The sequence below is a fragment of the Halopiger xanaduensis SH-6 genome (genome assembly GCF_000217715.1).
GTDB lineage: Archaea > Halobacteriota > Halobacteria > Halobacteriales > Natrialbaceae > Halopiger > Halopiger xanaduensis.
This window is the reverse complement of the sequence record NC_015666.1, coordinates 2,146,447-2,161,075: the sequence shown is the minus strand read 5'-3', so window position 1 is coordinate 2,161,075 and position 14,629 is coordinate 2,146,447. Positions and strand designations below refer to the sequence as shown.

Genomic DNA, 14,629 nt, shown 5'->3' with positions numbered 1-14,629 from the left:
AAAATCCGGAAAAAGAAAGGAACTAACGGAACGTATTGTCGACCGGATGCCTCGAAATCGACTCTCCCGCCGACGCGTACTGCAGACGCTCGGCGTCGCGGCGACGGGTGCGATCGCCGGCTGTACGACCCCCGGCGCCGACGACGGGGCAACCGACGAAACGAGCCAGTCGACGACCGGGCAGTCAGACGACGCCGAGCAGCGCGATCCGCCCGCGAACGGCGACTACGCTGCCGTCTACGAGGAGACCGTCGACTCGGTCGCCCAGATGGAGACGACGGCCGGACAGGGAACGGGGTTCGTCTACGACGAGTCCCACCTCGTGACGAACGCCCACGTCGTCGGGAACGCGACCGAACTGGACGTCCGGTTCCGGCAGGGCGAGTGGCGAACCGGAACCGTCGTCGGCACGGACGTCTACAGCGACCTCGCGGCGGTCCGGGTCGACGACAGGCCGGAGTACGCGACCCCGCTGCCCTTTATCGACGGCGACCCGGTCGTCGGCGATGAGGTGTTGGTCATCGGCAACCCCTACGGGCTCGACGGCACGCTCACGACCGGCGTCGTCAGCGGCGTCAACCGGTCGCTGCCGAGTTCGCTAGGGTACGACATTCCCGACGCGGTCCAGACCGACGCCGCGGCGAACCCCGGCAACAGCGGCGGCCCGATCGTCTCGCTTGACGGCGAGGTGATCGCCGTCATCAACTCCGGCGGCGGCGACAACATCGCCTTCGGCATCTCGGCGGCGCTCGCACAGCGGGTCGTCCCCTCGCTCGTCGAGACCGGCGAGTACGACCACGCGTACATGGGCGTCTCGCTCGCGACCGTGACGCCGGCCATCGCCGAGGCCAACGGACTCGAGAACCCCCGCGGCGTGATCGTCGAAGGCGTCCGCTCCGGCGGCCCGTCCGACGGCGTCCTCCAGCCGAGCACCGGCACCGCGATCATCGACGGCACGCGGGTGCCGACCGGCGGGGACGTCATCGTCGCGCTGAACGACGCCGAAATCGCGTCGCTCGAGGATCTCTCGAGTTACCTGGCGCTCGAGACGAGTCCGGACGAGACGATTTCGGTGACGGTCGTCCGCGACGGGCAGGAGCAGTCGGTCGACCTGACGCTGGGCGCGCGGCCGCGGCCACAGGTCTGAGGAGGGCGACGTTCCGTTACTCGACGACCGGCTCGAGGCCCACGCGGTAGTCGGTCAGGTTCTCGTAGCCGTCCTCGGTGACGACGACTAGATCCTCGATGCGGACGCCGCCGACGTCGGGATCGTAGATTCCCGGCTCGATCGTGATGATGTGGCCCGGCTCGAGTTTCCCACCCGAAGGCGAGACGCTCGGCTGTTCGTGGATATCCAGGCCGACGCCGTGCCCGGTGCTGTGGATGAAGCCCGTCTCGGTGCTCGGGTCGCTGCGAAGCGTCTCGTAGCCGGCCGCCTCGATCACGTCGCAGGCCGCGTCGTGGACGTCCGCGCCCGTCGCGCCGGGTTCGATCGCCTCGAGGGCGGCCTCGAACGCTTCCTTCGTCACGTCGTATCGCCGGCGGGCCTCCTCGCCGGGCTCGCCGCGGGCGAACGTGCGGGTCATGTCGCCGAAGTAGCCCGTCTCCTTGTCCTTGGGGAAGATGTCAATCACGATGAGTTCGTCCGCCTCGAGCGGCCCGCTCCCGCGGTCGTGGGGGTCCGCGGCGTCGGCGCCGCAGGCGACGATCGTCTCGTCGAGGCTGCAGCCGTGGCGCAGGAGCGTGACTTCGATCTCCTCCGCGACGAACTCGCTGGTGAGCGGTTCGCCGTCGCGGACGAGCGTGCCGTCCTCGATGTCGGCGGTCGCGATCAGCTCCTCGGCGCGGGCCATCGCGGCCTCGTTGGCCCGCTGGGTTCGCCGGATCTGGTCGATCTCCCAGTCGGTCTTGGTCGCGCGGATCTCCTCGACGACGCCCTCGGATTCGACCGTCACCGCGACGCCGCGGTCGCGCAGTCCGTCCGCGGTTCCAGTCGGGAAGTTCCGGGGGACGGCGACCGTCTCGACGCCGCGGTCCGCGAGGAACGCCTCGAGCATGCGGATCTTCGCGCCGTGCGGGCCGTGTTCCGCGACGAGCTCGCGGTAGTCGTAGGCTGAGCGACGCGTGACGGTATCGGCGCCGCTTTCGGCGGTCGCGCGGCCGTACTCGAGGCCGGAGACGAGCAGGTGGACGCCGTCGTCGGTGACGAGCGTCTGGTAGGGGTCCGGCGCCGTGAAGCCGGAGACGTACCGCTGATCGGAGTCCGTTGCATCGTCGTCGATGAGGTAGCCGTCCGCGCCGGCCGACGCGACGGCCTCGCGGAGCGGGGACAGATCGGGATCGACGTTCATACGCGTCCGTGCGGCCGGCGGGCACATAATGTCGCGGATCGCGGAAGCCGGACCCGACCTAAGATGTCCGGGCTGTTACACGCTACTAAACGGACATACAGACTTATCAATTTACGATTCAATCGATCGTGTATGCGACGTCGACGGCTCCTGACGGCGGGCGTGGCCGCGCTTGCGGGGTGCGTCAGCGTTCCCAGTAGCGACGCCGATGAAGACGCTGACGCTGACGACCCCTCGAGCGACGCGCTCCTGCAGGCGGCCATCGAAACCCGCGCCGGGCTGACCGACCTCGCGGCGACCCGCCGGGTGCGATTCGAGACGGCGGCGCGCTCCGCCGAACGGACCGAGCGCGTCTTCTCGCGCCCGCCGGCCGCGAAGCGCATCGAGGTCGTCGACTCGACCGATCCGCAGGAGCCGGCGGGCGCGGTCGCGGTCACGAACCGGACGGTCACCTGGGAGTACGACCCCGAGCGGAACGTCGTCGAAAAGCAGTTCCACCCCAACAAGACCGACGCCGACCGGACCCGGCTCGTCCTCGAGAACCTCCGCGACTCGTACCGCCTCGAGTACGCCGGCACCGAGACCGTCGAGGGCCGCGAAGCCCACGCCGTCGAGGCGCGCCCGCCGCCGGAGGAGACGGGGCCGGCGATCGAACTCGTCGTCGGCGACTCGGTGTACGCGATCCCGCTCGGTCCCTCGACCGACCTCGAGGAGTTGACGATCACTCGGACCGTCCTGATCGACGACGAGTACCGCTACCCGGTCGGCGAGCGAAACGTGGTTCGGGACGGCGACGACGAACTCCTCCACCGGACGGCCGTCACCTACGCGGACCTGTCGATCGACGAGGGGCTGTCCGCGGGAACCTTCACGTACGAGCCGCCGGCCGACGCCGAGGTCGTGCGGGAGGGGACCGAACCGGAGGGCGTCTTCGACTCGCTCGAGGCGGCCGCGGACGCCGTCCCCTACGACCTGCCCGACCCCGAGGTTCCCGAGCCCTTCGTCCTCGACCGGATCACCGTCGTCGAGCGGTCCGCGAAGTTCGGCACGACCGCGACGCTGTGGTACACCGACCCCGGCGTGAACGGCCGCGAACTGTTCGTCGCCGTCCAGGACGTCCAGCGGTTCGATCCCGACTCGAGCGCCCTCGAGGAGATCGAGGTCGACGGGGTTCCGACGACGGCCTACTACCAGGACGGCCGGCTCGAAACGATCTTCTGGACGTGCGAGGACGGAACGGGACTGAGCTACCGGGTCGCGAGTCCCGCGATCGACGAACCGGAGCCGCTGCGCGAGATCGCGTCCTCGATCGGCTGTTCGTGAGCGGCGTTCGGTGACTCGAAGCGGAGCCGAATCCCTCGACAGCGGCTCCGGCACGGCTAGCCTCGCCCGACGTAGTAGACGACCACCTCGGCGCGGTGGGCGTCGATGAGCGGCCCCGTCGGCAACCGGATCGCCGACTCGGCGACGACGCTCTCCCGGGATCGAATGTCGTCGCTGATCCGCGGCGGATCGGTACCGACCGGATGCGAGACCCGAACGACGATCCGCTCCGGTTGGCGGATCGGCACCGGGTCGTCGTACTCGACCGTGACGTCGATGAGCGCTAGGTCGTCGTACTCGGGCGACTCGAGGACGTCGACCACGTCCTCGTTGATCTCCTCCTCGTACGTGCCGGTTCGGTAGGTGTCGTACGTGACGACGCCGAGAAACGCCGAGAGGACGAGGATCGTAGCAGCGAAGACGACGGCGCGCTTTTGCGTGGTGACGCGGGCTTCGTCCTGCTGGAACCAGGTGTCCGGTCGGTAGCCCTTGTACCAGAGGACGGCGAGGCTGGTGATGTTGATCGTGAGCATGTTCACGAGGACGAGCACGCCGGCGGCGACGGCGACCGCCGGGAGCCCCCACGCGATACCGATGCCGACGACCCCCAGCGGCGGCACGACCGCGACGGCCATCATGACGCCGACGAGGGCGACCGAAGTCCCCGCGGTGAGCGTCCACGCGCCCGCCACGCCGGCGCCGACCGCGATGACGAGCGAGAGCAGATCGGGGGTCAATCGGCTCTCGATCTGCGAGACCGCGAAGATATCGATCATCGGCGAGACGAGCCCGGCCGTCCGTATCACGAACGCGAAGGCCGTGGCGGTGACGACACCGACGCCGAGCCCGATCGCCTGCTGTTTGAGCGCGCGCCGAAACAGCGCCCGGTCGTTGATGACCGTCCCGACGCTCGCCCCAAGTGCGGGCCCGATCAGCGGCGCGATGACCATCGACCCGACGACGACCGCCGGCGAATCGAGCAGCAGGCCGGCCGTCGCGACGAACATGCTCAACACCATCATGACGACGTACGTGCTCAGCTCCGGGGTGAGATCCTTCGCTCGCGACTGCATCTCCTCGCGGGAGATCCGCGCGGTGGTCTGGGCGTAGCGCTTCTCGAGTTCGTCGTACCCCTCGGAGACGACGGTTTCCGCCTCGACGACCACGGTGTAGGAGTCCTCTCCGATCCCCGTCTCCCGAAGCTTATCGAGGACGGATTCGACCGCGGGAGCCGGCAACGGAAACGTGATGACGACCGAGGGCTCCTCGCGACTTTCCTCCTGAATGAGGGTGAAGTCGAGGCCCTCGTCCTCGAGCGTCTCCTCGACGACGTCCCGCTTTTCTTCGGGGACGAGGATTTCCACGAGCCGCATGGGCGCACGACCACGATGTCGCGGATAAAGCTGGGTCCGGAGACGACAGGGACGCCCGTCGGATCGCTCCTCGTTCGGCTCGCTCGGATCGGTATCGGTATAGGGTGGCCGGTCGACACCCCCATCATGAACGTCACTATTTCCCCCTCGAGCCTCCGGGGGACCGCGCGGGCACCGCCCTCGAAAAGCTACACGCACCGGGCGATTCTGGCCGCGGGCTACGCCGACGGCGCGACCGTCCGGGACGCCCTCTGGAGCGCCGACACGCGGGCGACGGCACGCGCGGTGGAACTATTCGGGGGCGACGTCGATCGGCGGGACGACGGAACCCTCGCAATCGAGGGCTTCGACGGTCGCCCTGAGGTGCCGGCGGACGTCATCGACTGCGACAACAGCGGGACGACGATGCGGCTCGTGACCGCCGCGGCCGCGCTCGCCGACGGCACGACGGTGCTGACCGGCGACGAGTCGCTGCGCTCGCGGCCCCAGGGGCCGCTGCTCGAGGCCATCGCGGACCTCGGCGGCGAGGCCGAGAGCACCCGCGGCAACGGGCAGGCGCCGCTGGTCGTCACCGGCCCGATTTCGGGCGGCGAGGTCTCCATTCCGGGCGACGTCTCCTCGCAGTACATCACGGCGCTGCTGATGGCCGGCGCGGTAACGGAGGAAGGCATCGAAATCGATCTCGAGACGGAACTCAAGTCCGCGCCGTACGTCGACATCACCCTCGAGTTGCTCGAGGCCTACGGGGTCGACGCCGAGAAGACCGACCGAGGATTCGCCGTCGAGGGCGGCCAGTCCTACCGTCCCACGGACGGCGAGTACGCCGTTCCCGGCGACTTTTCGTCGATCTCCTACCCGCTGGCCGCGGGCGCCATCGCGAGCGAGGACGGCGTCCGCATCGAGGGCGCCAACCCGAGCGCGCAGGGCGACACGGCCATCGTCGACATCGTCGACCGGATGGGCGCCGACGTCGAGTGGGATCAAGATGCGGGGACGATCGACGTCGAAACGGGCTCGCTCGAGGGGATCGAGGTCTCCGTCGAGGACACGCCGGACCTGCTGCCGACCATCGCGACGCTGGGCGCGGTCGCCGAGGGCGACACCCGGATCACGAACGCCGAACACGTCCGCTACAAGGAGACCGACCGCGTGAGCGCGATGGCCGAGGAACTCGGCAAGCTGGGCGTCGAAACGACCGAGGAGCAGGATTCGCTGACCGTCCACGGCGGCGAATCGACCCTCGAGGGCGCGACCGTCGAGGGGCGGGGCGACCACCGGATCATCATGGCGCTCGCGCTCGCCGGCCTCGTCGCCGACGGCGAGACGACGGTGCGAGGCGCCGACCACGTCGACGTCTCCTTCCCCGGCTTCTTCGACGTGCTCGCCGGACTGGGTGCGGACCTCGAGAAGAATGAGTAGCAAGGACGCTCTCTCAAAATAGGACTATGCTTGAGCTTCTGCAAATTCGAAGAAGGCGAATAAGAAAACTCCGCCAGCCGAGAGTGGAACTAGTGCCATCATAGCACCAACTCCCAAGCGCACAGCTTGCTCAACCATTTCAGGACTTGCTGTTCCAACATCTGTAGTTATCAAGAGCCAGCCCATTCCCAGAATAAAGGGTGCAACTGCTAATATCGTTAGAATATCTCCCAATGCAGCTATGGGTTTCCATGGTCCAGACATTTACATTATACCATTTTACATTCTCAAATATGAATGTTCTGCAGAATTTCTTATATACAACATACCAGAGCAATGAGACTCGCACTTGACCGTGGGAAGATTGTCTGCTCGAGTGGTATGATAGCAATACAGCCGACCATTTAGGAACGACACCGTGCAAACGACGCCCATGCTCCGGAGCGACCTCGAGGACCAGCTCCGCGACCGGTCCGAGGACGACGGGTACCTCTTTCCGGCGTACGACTCGTTTTGCTTCGCGAACGTGCCGCACACGGTCGCATCGATCTTGGGGGCGGAGACGGGACGGACGCTCCCCGACGAGGCGCTGGCGGGCGTCGAGACGGACGTCGAAAACGTGCTGGTCGTCCTGATCGACGGCCTCGGGCTGAACCGCTGGAAAAGTGAGCGCGACGACGTCCCGCTGCTCAAGCGCCTCACGGAGCGGGGCACCGTCACGCCGCTGACGTCCGTCTACCCCTCCGAGACCGCGGCGGCGATGACGACCTACCACACCGGCGCCCTCCCCGCCGAGCACGGGGTCATCGGCTGGAACGTCTACGAGCCGACCGTCGGCACCTCGTTTCTGGCGCTGCCGTTCGTCGACAAGGACGGAAATCCGCCCGCGGGACTCGAGCCCGGGGACGTCGCCGACGCCGAGCCGTGGGTCGTGGACCTCGAGCGCGACGTCGACGTTCACTACGTCACGGGCTACCCGGAACACGAGGCGTACGCGACGAACCACGAGTACGAGTCCCTCGAGGATCTCGGGTCGACGCTCGAGGGTGCGCTCGATGCTCCCGCGTCGCCGTCGTACACCTTCGCGTACGTCCCGCACGTGGACGTCGCGGCCCACCAGCACGGGACGACGGCCGAGCAGTATCGGGAGGCGCTCGCGCAAGCGTGCGCCCAACTCGAGGATGCGCTCGCGACCGTCGATCGGGACACCGCCGAGGAGACGCTGGTGCTCGTCACGGCCGACCACGGCCACGTCGACACCGATCCCGACCGGAACGTCGACCTGACCGAGTTCGACGTCCTCGAGGAGAGCCTCGAGCGCGGCCCGGACGGCGATCCGATCCGCTACGCGGGGAGTCCGCGCAACGTTCACCTGCATCTGCGAGAGGGAACCGTCGAGCGCGTGCGGGACGCACTCCGAGGACGGCTCGACGCCCGCGTCGTCCGCCGCGAGACCGTCCTCGAGAAGAGACTGTTCGGCGACTGCGAGCCGTCGACGACGTTCGGGCGGCGGCTGGGCGACCTCGTCGTTTCCCACCGCGAGCTGGGCGTCTGGTACGGCGGCGACTACGAACCCGAAGAACTCGAGTTAGTCGGGATGCACGGCGGCCTCAACCCCGCCGAGATGCTGGTGCCGCTGGCGGCGTGTCGGCTGTCGGCGTTGCAGGCCTCGGCGTGAAGAACCTACAGTTCCTCGCGGATTCGATCCGTCAGTTCCCGCGCCGTCTCGTCCTCGAGGGCGGTTCGACGCAAGCTGAGCGAGATGTCGTCGTCCTCGTACCGCGGCAGGAGGTGGACGTGCGCGTGTTCGACCTGCCCGACGATCGGCCCCGTCGAGTAGAAGACGCTGAACCCGTCGGGCTCGAGCGTCGCTTCCATCGCGGTCGAGACCGTGCGGACGGTCTCGAAGACGGCGGCGTTGGTCTCCGCGTCGGCGACGAGCAAATCCGGTCGGTGCGCCGTCGGCACGACGAGCGTGTGGCCGACGCAGGCCGGGTTCTCGTCGAGAAACGCGATCGTCCGCGCGTCCTCGTAGACGACGTGAGCGTCCTTCTCGCCCTCGATAAGTCGACAGAACGGGCACTCCTCGTCCATACGCGGTGCCCGCAGCGAGGGGAGTTAACGATTCCGCCGCGTCTCGCGGCCGCGAACCGCGCCCGGAACGGGAAGGGAGATTGCAAAACCTAAATGCCAGGCCCTCCCACGGAAGGGTAATGAACGGCAACTCGTTCGGTCGCCTCTTTCAGGTGACCACGTTCGGCGAGAGCCACGGGGAGGCAATGGGCTGTACCGTCTCGGGCTGCCCCGCCGGCCTCGAGCTCTCCGAGGAGGACATTCAGGCGGATCTCGACCGCCGAAAGCCGGGCCAGTCGATGATCACCACCAGCCGCGGCGAACCCGACGACGTCTCGATCAAGTCTGGCATCCAGGACGGCTACACGACCGGCACGCCGATCGGGCTGGTTATCCAGAACAAGGACGCCCGCTCCGAGAAGTACGAACCCTTCATCACCGCGCCCCGTCCCAGCCACGGCGACTTCACCTACTCCGCCAAGTTCGGTACGCGAAACTGGGGCGGCGGCGGCCGCTCGTCGGCCCGCGAAACCGTCAACTGGGTCGCAGCCGGTGCGATCGCGAAGAAGCTGCTCGAACGCGAGGGCGTCGAACTCAAGGCCCACGTCAACCAGATCGGCGACGTCGAGGCGCCCGAGGTCAGCTTCGAGCAGCTCAAGGAACACTCGGAAGAGAACGACGTCCGCTGTGCCGATCCCGAAACCGCCGAGAAGATGCAGGACCTGATCGAGGAGTACCAGGAAGAAGGTGACTCCATCGGCGGCTCGATCTACTTCGAGGCCCGTGGCGTTCCCGTCGGCCTCGGCGCGCCGCGGTTCGACTCGCTGTCCGCGCGACTCGGGCAGGCGATGATGGCGGTGCCGGCCACGACGGCCTTCGAGTTCGGCCTCGGTCGCGAGGCCCGCGAGTGGACCGGCAAGGAGCGCAACGACGACTGGGAGTTCGATTCGGAGGGGAACCCGACGCCGGTCGAGAACGACCACGGCGGTATTCAAGGTGGGATCTCGAGCGGCGAGCCGATCTACGGCGAGGTGACGCTGCACGCGCCGACCTCGATCCCCAAGCCCCAGCAGACGGCCGACTGGGAGACCGGCGAACTCAAGGAGGAGCAGGTCATCGGCCGCCACGACCCGGTGCTGCCGCCCCGCGGCGTGCCGGTCGTCGAGGCGATGCTCGCGCTGACGCTCGTGGACTTCATGCTGCTGTCCGGTCGGATCAACCCCGACCGCGTCGACGACCAGCCCGGCGAGTACGATACGGACTACCACCCGAGCAACCCGCGCAACGAGTAATCCGCGTCTGCGGCTGTCGCTTCTCGAGCGCAGACGTCCTCCGGTCGACGGACTCCGGCCGAACTACTAACCCGTCCGGCGCCGTTGCTCCGGTATGCGGGATTTTCACATCCACTCGAACTACTCCGACGGGGACTTCCTCGGCGGGATGGTCCGCGCCGCCGAAGCCGCCGGCCTCGAGGGCGTCGGCCTCGCCGACCACTGCAACGTCGCGCCGCGGGACCGGCTGGAGCGGATGCGCGGGCTCTACGGGTTCAACCTCGATCTTACCTACGAACGACGTCGCGAAGCGATCGAGCGCCTGCGCGAGCGGCGGTCGATCGAGATCTACGACGCGGTCGAGATGGACTACGACCCCCGCGACGAGGACGCGATCGACAGGTTCCTCGCGGAGGCGGGTTTCGACTACGCGATCGGCAGCGTCCACGAGGTCGACGGGAAGAACGTGCAGGTCTCGTCGCAGTTCACCGATCTCTCGGCGGAAGCGCGCGACGCCGTCGTCGACGAGTACTTCGATCGGCTCGTCTCGCTGATCGAGTCGGAACTGTTCGACATCGCCGCCCACGTCGATCTGATCGAACGCACGCGCCCCCTTCGGGAGCGGGCGACGACCGACCACTACCGCCGCGTCGCCCGCGCGTTCGCCGACTCGCGGACGATTCCTGAGATCAACGCCGGCCGCGCGCTGACCGACGCGGAGATCGTCCATCCGGGCGAGGAGTTCCTCGAGATTCTGCGCGAGCACAGTGTCGCCGTTACGGTCGGCACCGACTCCCACGAGCCGGACGAGATCGGTGACCGTGTCGAGTTCCTCGAAAATTTCTTCGCGCGCGAGGGACTCGAGCCGGCCACACCGCCGTCGCTCGAGCGCGACTGAGGAGGACGGCAGGACCAGCGTCGGCTACAGCCGCTCCCAGGACAGGTCGAACGCGAGGTCATCTCGAAGCAACTCCGAGACGTGACACCCGCGTTCGGCGAGTTCGACGAGCCGCTCGAGGGTGTCGTCGTCGATCTCGTCCGCGTCGGCCTCGAGGCGGACGGTTACGTCGAGTTGCTCGACCGAGCCCCGCTCCGGCTCCCCGTCGGCCGTGACCGAGATTTCACCGATCCCCGCGTCGCGCTTCTCGGCCTGATACCGGACGCTCAGCGAGAGACAGGCTGCGAGCCCGCCGAGGAAGACGTCGACGGGCGTCGGTCCGGTTTCCGTACCCCCGGAGGATTCCGGTTCGTCGTAAGGCCACGCGAAGGACCCGGCCCGAATCCGGCCGCACCACCCGTCCGGCGTCGACGCCGTCACGGTGCGGCCGGGCATCGCCGTGCCGTCGCGCGTACCGAACGCCGAGTCCGCGCTCGGACCGCCGAGGTCGGACGCGGCCGCAGCCTCGAGATCGGCGATGTCCCGACCTGCCGGTGCGACGATGCCGATCGGGGTCCCCGGCGGTGCCGTCGAACCGGTAGCCGAGAGCCGCCGTCGGAGGACGCCGTCTCCAGCGGCGTCGACCGAGATGACCGCCGTCTCGAACTCGACCTCGGCAACGGGGTCGCCCGCCGCAATCGAGTCGCCCTCATCGACGTGCCACTCGCGGACGGTCCCCCACGTCGGTTCGTCGCTGGTCGTCGGCTCGAGCGGCGGGATTCGAACGAGAAAACCCATATGTGGATTATCGCCGCCCGCGCGTAAAAGACGTCCCGACAGATCGTGCGTCGCGCGATTCGTCCGGCACCCGCTCGTGCGAAAACCCGCCCGGACTCGATCCGATCGGCGTCGCCGTCGGACCGAACGTTTGGCGTATCATCCCCGTTTCAGCGGGAAGAACATGATCGATCATGGCGTTATTTTACACTACTGTCAATCCTTCACGAAAGATCCTTGGTAATCTATAGCAAAGGCTTTAGGTTCGCTCCGGCAAAATCTGGGTACGGTTGGCCCACCGGCCACTGATTTACCTATGAGCGACGACGAACTCATCTGGCGAATCGCAGGCGGTTCCGGCGACGGGATCGACTCGACGAGCCAGAACTTCGCGAAGGCGCTGATGCGCTCGGGGCTCGACGTATTTACGCACCGTCACTATCCGTCGCGGATCCGCGGCGGCCACACTTACGTCGAAATCCGGGCCGCAGACCGAGAAGTACAGTCACGAGGGGACGGCTACAACTTCCTGCTCGCGCTGGGCGACTCGTTCGCCCGGAACCCGCAGGAGGAAGCCTACTACGGCAACGAGGAGCTCAAGCCCCTCTCGGAGAATCTCGACGATCTCCGCGAGGGCGGGGTCATCGTCTACGACGAAGGCCTCGTCAGCGAGGAAGACGTCGAAGAACTCAACCTCGAGGAGCGCGCCGAGGAGAACGGCTGGCACGTCTACCCGATCGACCTCCGCGGGCTCGCCAAGGAGCACGGCCGCGAGGTCATGCGCAACACCGCCGGCGTCGGGATCACCGCCGCGCTGCTCGAGATGGACCTCGAGCACATCGAGGACCTGATGGAGGACGCCATGGGCGGCGACATCCTCGAGTCCAACCTCGAGATCCTCCACGAAGCCTACGAGATGGGGCAGGACCTCGAGTTCGAGCACGACCTGCGCATTCCGGAAGGCGAACACGAGTCCGAGCAGGCGCTGCTCTCGGGTTCGAACGCGATCGCCTACGGCGCCATCGACGCCGGCTGTCGATTCATCGCCGGCTACCCGATGACGCCGTGGACGGACGTGTTCACCATCCTCAGCCAGAACTTCCCCGACATGGGCGGCATCTCCGAACAGGTCGAGGACGAGATCGCCGCGGCCGCGCTCGCCGTCGGTGCGAGTCACGCCGGCGTCAAGGCCATGTCCGGTTCCTCCGGCGGCGGATTCGCTCTGATGAGCGAACCGCTCGGTCTCGCCGAGATGACCGAGACGCCGCTGGTGCTGGTCGAGGCCATGCGCGCCGGTCCCTCGACCGGGATGCCGACCAAGCCCGAGCAGGGCGACTTAGAGCACGTCCTGTACACGAGTCAGGGCGACTCCCAGCGCGTCGTCTTCGCGCCCGGGAACATCGAGGAAGCCTACGAGCAGACCCGATTGGCGTTCGACATCGCGTGGGACTACCAGATCCCGGTCATGCTCATCTACGACCAGAAGCTCTCCGGCGAGAACACCAACGTCGACGTCGAGTTCTTCGACCGCGAACCCTCGCCGGATCTGGGCTCGACGCTGACCGAGGAAGAGCTGAAGGAAGCCGCACACGATAACTCCGGGAAGTTCAAGCGCTTCAACTACGAGGACGCCGAGGACGGCGTCGCACCGCGCTCGCTGCCCGGCCAGAAGGGCGGACGCTACCTCGCGACCGGTAACGAGCACAGCCCGGTCGGTCACATCAGCGAGGACCCGGACAACCGCGTCTACCAGATGGATCGGCGCCTCGAGAAGCTCGAGGCGATCCGCGAGGAGTTAGACGAGGAACGCGAGTCCACCCAGACCTACTTCGGCGACGAGGACGCCGACTACGGCATCATCACCTGGGGCTCCTCCCAGGGTGCCGTCGAGGAGGCCGTCGAACGACTGAACGACAACGGCTACTCCGTCAAGGGCCTGAGCGTCTCCGACATGATGCCGTTCCCCGAGCAGGAAGTCACGGAGTTCCTCGAGAGCGTCGACGAGGCGATGGTCGTCGAGATGAACGCGACCGCGCAGTTCCGCGGGCTCCTCCAGAAGGAGCTCGGTCGCTTCGGCGAGAAGCTCACCAGCCTGCTCAAGTACAACGGCAACCCCTTCGAGCCCGCCGAGATCGTCGAGGGCTACGAGGTCAACATCGCCGAGGAGGACCGCGAACCGACCGCACAGGTACGAATCGAACCTGCTGCAGGTGACTAACAATGAGTGCATTCAACGCAATCGGTGAGGAGCGAGAGATCGACCGGGACGAGTTTACCCCCGGTGTCGAACCGCAGCCGACCTGGTGTCCTGGCTGTGGCGACTTCGGCGTCCTGAAGTCGCTGAAGCAGGCGCTGCCGGAAGCCGGCAAGACGCCCGAGGAAGTGCTGACCGTCACCGGGATCGGCTGTTCGGGCAAGCTGAACAGCTACCTGGACACCTACGGCTTCCACACGATCCACGGCCGCTCGCTGCCCGTGGCTCGCGCCGCGAAGCTGGCCAACCCCGACCTCGAGGTCATCGCCGCCGGCGGCGACGGCGACGGCTACGGGATCGGCGGGAACCACTTCATCCACACGGCCCGCGAGAACCACGATATGACCTACATCGTGTTCAACAACGAGATCTTCGGGCTGACGAAGGGCCAGACGTCGCCGACGAGCCCGAAGGGCCACAAGTCCAAGACCCAGCCCTCGGGCAGCGCGAAGACGCCGATCCGGCCGCTCTCGCAGTCGCTGACCGCCGGCGCGAGCTACATCGCCCGCACCGCCGCGGTCAACCCGAACCAGGCCAAGGAGATCATCAAGGAGGCCATCGAACACGACGGCTTCGCCCACGTCGACTTCCTGACCCAGTGTCCGACCTGGAACAAGGACGCCCGACAGTACGTCCCCTACATCGACATCCAGGAGTCGGACGACTACGAGCACGACATCCACGATCGGCAGGAAGCCGCCGAGATGATGCGCGAGACCGAGGACGTCTTAAACGAGGGGACCGTCCTGACCGGTCGCTACTACGTCGACGAGGACCGCCCGTCCTACACCCAGGAGAAGCAGGCCGTCGGCGAGATGCCCGACGAGCCGCTGGCCGAGCGGTACTTCGACGACGACGCCGAGTGGGAGCGCAGCTACGACCTGCTCGACCGTCACAAGTAACGCCGCGAC

Annotated in this window: 13 protein-coding genes; 8 read left to right on the top strand and 5 right to left on the bottom strand. The window is 67.2% G+C overall.

What is annotated here, in order from left to right:
* Positions 1–46 precede the first annotated feature (46 nt).
* Entirely contained in the window at positions 47–1,147 is a 1,101-nt protein-coding gene (locus HALXA_RS10545; protein WP_013880338.1) for a S1C family serine protease, read from the top strand.
* Positions 1,148–1,163: 16 nt separating this feature from the next.
* Here HALXA_RS10545 and HALXA_RS10540 read toward each other — a convergent pair whose 3' ends face one another.
* Positions 1,164–2,351 (bottom strand): M24 family metallopeptidase, encoded by a 1,188-nt coding sequence (locus tag HALXA_RS10540; RefSeq protein ID WP_013880337.1) that lies wholly within the window; start codon positions 2,349–2,351, stop codon positions 1,164–1,166.
* Between the two features lie 132 nt (positions 2,352–2,483).
* Here HALXA_RS10540 and HALXA_RS10535 point away from each other — a divergent pair, with 132 nt between their 5' ends.
* The gene (locus HALXA_RS10535; protein WP_013880336.1) at positions 2,484–3,674 is read left to right on the top strand and encodes a LolA family protein; all 1,191 of its coding nucleotides are present in this window, start codon (positions 2,484–2,486) and stop codon (positions 3,672–3,674) included.
* 56 nt (positions 3,675–3,730) lie between these two features.
* On the opposite strand, the gene HALXA_RS10530 is transcribed toward HALXA_RS10535, so the two are convergent.
* Entirely contained in the window at positions 3,731–5,047 is a 1,317-nt protein-coding gene (locus HALXA_RS10530) for a TIGR00341 family protein (RefSeq protein ID WP_013880335.1), read from the bottom strand.
* A 126-nt stretch (positions 5,048–5,173) separates the two neighbouring features.
* On the opposite strand from HALXA_RS10530, the gene aroA reads away from it, so the two are divergent.
* Complete coding sequence (gene aroA / locus HALXA_RS10525; protein ID WP_013880334.1) at positions 5,174–6,466, top strand: 3-phosphoshikimate 1-carboxyvinyltransferase; 1,293 nt, start codon at positions 5,174–5,176, stop codon at positions 6,464–6,466.
* Between the two features lie 24 nt (positions 6,467–6,490).
* Here aroA and HALXA_RS21670 read toward each other — a convergent pair whose 3' ends face one another.
* A complete protein-coding gene (locus HALXA_RS21670) occupies positions 6,491–6,730 on the bottom strand; it encodes a hypothetical protein (protein WP_148263640.1) in 240 nt (79 codons plus the stop codon).
* A 169-nt stretch (positions 6,731–6,899) separates the two neighbouring features.
* Between HALXA_RS21670 and HALXA_RS10520 the strand changes: the two genes are divergently transcribed.
* Positions 6,900–8,144 (top strand): alkaline phosphatase family protein, encoded by a 1,245-nt coding sequence (locus HALXA_RS10520; protein ID WP_013880333.1) that lies wholly within the window; start codon positions 6,900–6,902, stop codon positions 8,142–8,144.
* A gap of 5 nt (positions 8,145–8,149) precedes the next feature.
* On the opposite strand, the gene HALXA_RS10515 is transcribed toward HALXA_RS10520, so the two are convergent.
* Positions 8,150–8,560 carry an HIT family protein gene (locus HALXA_RS10515; RefSeq protein ID WP_013880332.1) on the bottom strand — a complete coding sequence of 137 codons (411 nt, stop codon included), beginning with the start codon at positions 8,558–8,560 and terminating at the stop codon, positions 8,150–8,152.
* A gap of 119 nt (positions 8,561–8,679) precedes the next feature.
* On the opposite strand from HALXA_RS10515, the gene aroC reads away from it, so the two are divergent.
* Both aroC and HALXA_RS10505 read left to right on the top strand, forming a co-directional pair.
* A complete protein-coding gene (gene aroC, locus HALXA_RS10510) occupies positions 8,680–9,831 on the top strand; it encodes a chorismate synthase (RefSeq protein ID WP_013880331.1) in 1,152 nt (383 codons plus the stop codon).
* 94 nt (positions 9,832–9,925) lie between these two features.
* Positions 9,926–10,708, top strand: coding sequence for a PHP domain-containing protein (locus HALXA_RS10505; RefSeq protein ID WP_013880330.1), 783 nt, complete (start codon positions 9,926–9,928; stop codon positions 10,706–10,708).
* 24 nt (positions 10,709–10,732) lie between these two features.
* Here the strand turns inward: HALXA_RS10505 and HALXA_RS10500 are convergent, their stop codons facing one another.
* A complete protein-coding gene (locus HALXA_RS10500) occupies positions 10,733–11,485 on the bottom strand; it encodes an OsmC family protein (RefSeq protein ID WP_013880329.1) in 753 nt (250 codons plus the stop codon).
* 295 nt (positions 11,486–11,780) lie between these two features.
* Here HALXA_RS10500 and HALXA_RS10495 point away from each other — a divergent pair, with 295 nt between their 5' ends.
* Positions 11,781–13,682, top strand: coding sequence for a 2-oxoacid:acceptor oxidoreductase subunit alpha (locus HALXA_RS10495; protein ID WP_013880328.1), 1,902 nt, complete (start codon positions 11,781–11,783; stop codon positions 13,680–13,682).
* Between the two features lie 2 nt (positions 13,683–13,684).
* Entirely contained in the window at positions 13,685–14,620 is a 936-nt protein-coding gene (locus tag HALXA_RS10490) for a thiamine pyrophosphate-dependent enzyme (protein WP_013880327.1), read from the top strand.
* The last annotated feature ends 9 nt before the right edge of the window (positions 14,621–14,629 follow it).

Bases quoted from the DNA above. Each gene is read 5' to 3' on its own strand.
- HALXA_RS10540 (WP_013880337.1), bottom strand. From the start codon at position 2,351: ATGAACGTCGATCCCGATCTGTCCCCGCTCCGCGAGGCCGTCGCGTCG.
- HALXA_RS10535 (WP_013880336.1), top strand. From the start codon at position 2,484: ATGCGACGTCGACGGCTCCTGACGGCGGGCGTGGCCGCGCTTGCGGGG.
- aroC (WP_013880331.1), top strand. From the start codon at position 8,680: ATGAACGGCAACTCGTTCGGTCGCCTCTTTCAGGTGACCACGTTCGGC.
- HALXA_RS10545 (WP_013880338.1), top strand. From the start codon at position 47: ATGCCTCGAAATCGACTCTCCCGCCGACGCGTACTGCAGACGCTCGGC.
- HALXA_RS10515 (WP_013880332.1), bottom strand. From the start codon at position 8,560: ATGGACGAGGAGTGCCCGTTCTGTCGACTTATCGAGGGCGAGAAGGAC.
- HALXA_RS10520 (WP_013880333.1), top strand. From the start codon at position 6,900: ATGCTCCGGAGCGACCTCGAGGACCAGCTCCGCGACCGGTCCGAGGAC.
- aroA (WP_013880334.1), top strand. From the start codon at position 5,174: ATGAACGTCACTATTTCCCCCTCGAGCCTCCGGGGGACCGCGCGGGCA.
- HALXA_RS10530 (WP_013880335.1), bottom strand. From the start codon at position 5,047: ATGCGGCTCGTGGAAATCCTCGTCCCCGAAGAAAAGCGGGACGTCGTC.
- HALXA_RS10500 (WP_013880329.1), bottom strand. From the start codon at position 11,485: ATGGGTTTTCTCGTTCGAATCCCGCCGCTCGAGCCGACGACCAGCGAC.
- HALXA_RS10490 (WP_013880327.1), top strand. From the start codon at position 13,685: ATGAGTGCATTCAACGCAATCGGTGAGGAGCGAGAGATCGACCGGGAC.
- HALXA_RS10505 (WP_013880330.1), top strand. From the start codon at position 9,926: ATGCGGGATTTTCACATCCACTCGAACTACTCCGACGGGGACTTCCTC.
- HALXA_RS21670 (WP_148263640.1), bottom strand. From the start codon at position 6,730: ATGTCTGGACCATGGAAACCCATAGCTGCATTGGGAGATATTCTAACG.
- HALXA_RS10495 (WP_013880328.1), top strand. From the start codon at position 11,781: ATGAGCGACGACGAACTCATCTGGCGAATCGCAGGCGGTTCCGGCGAC.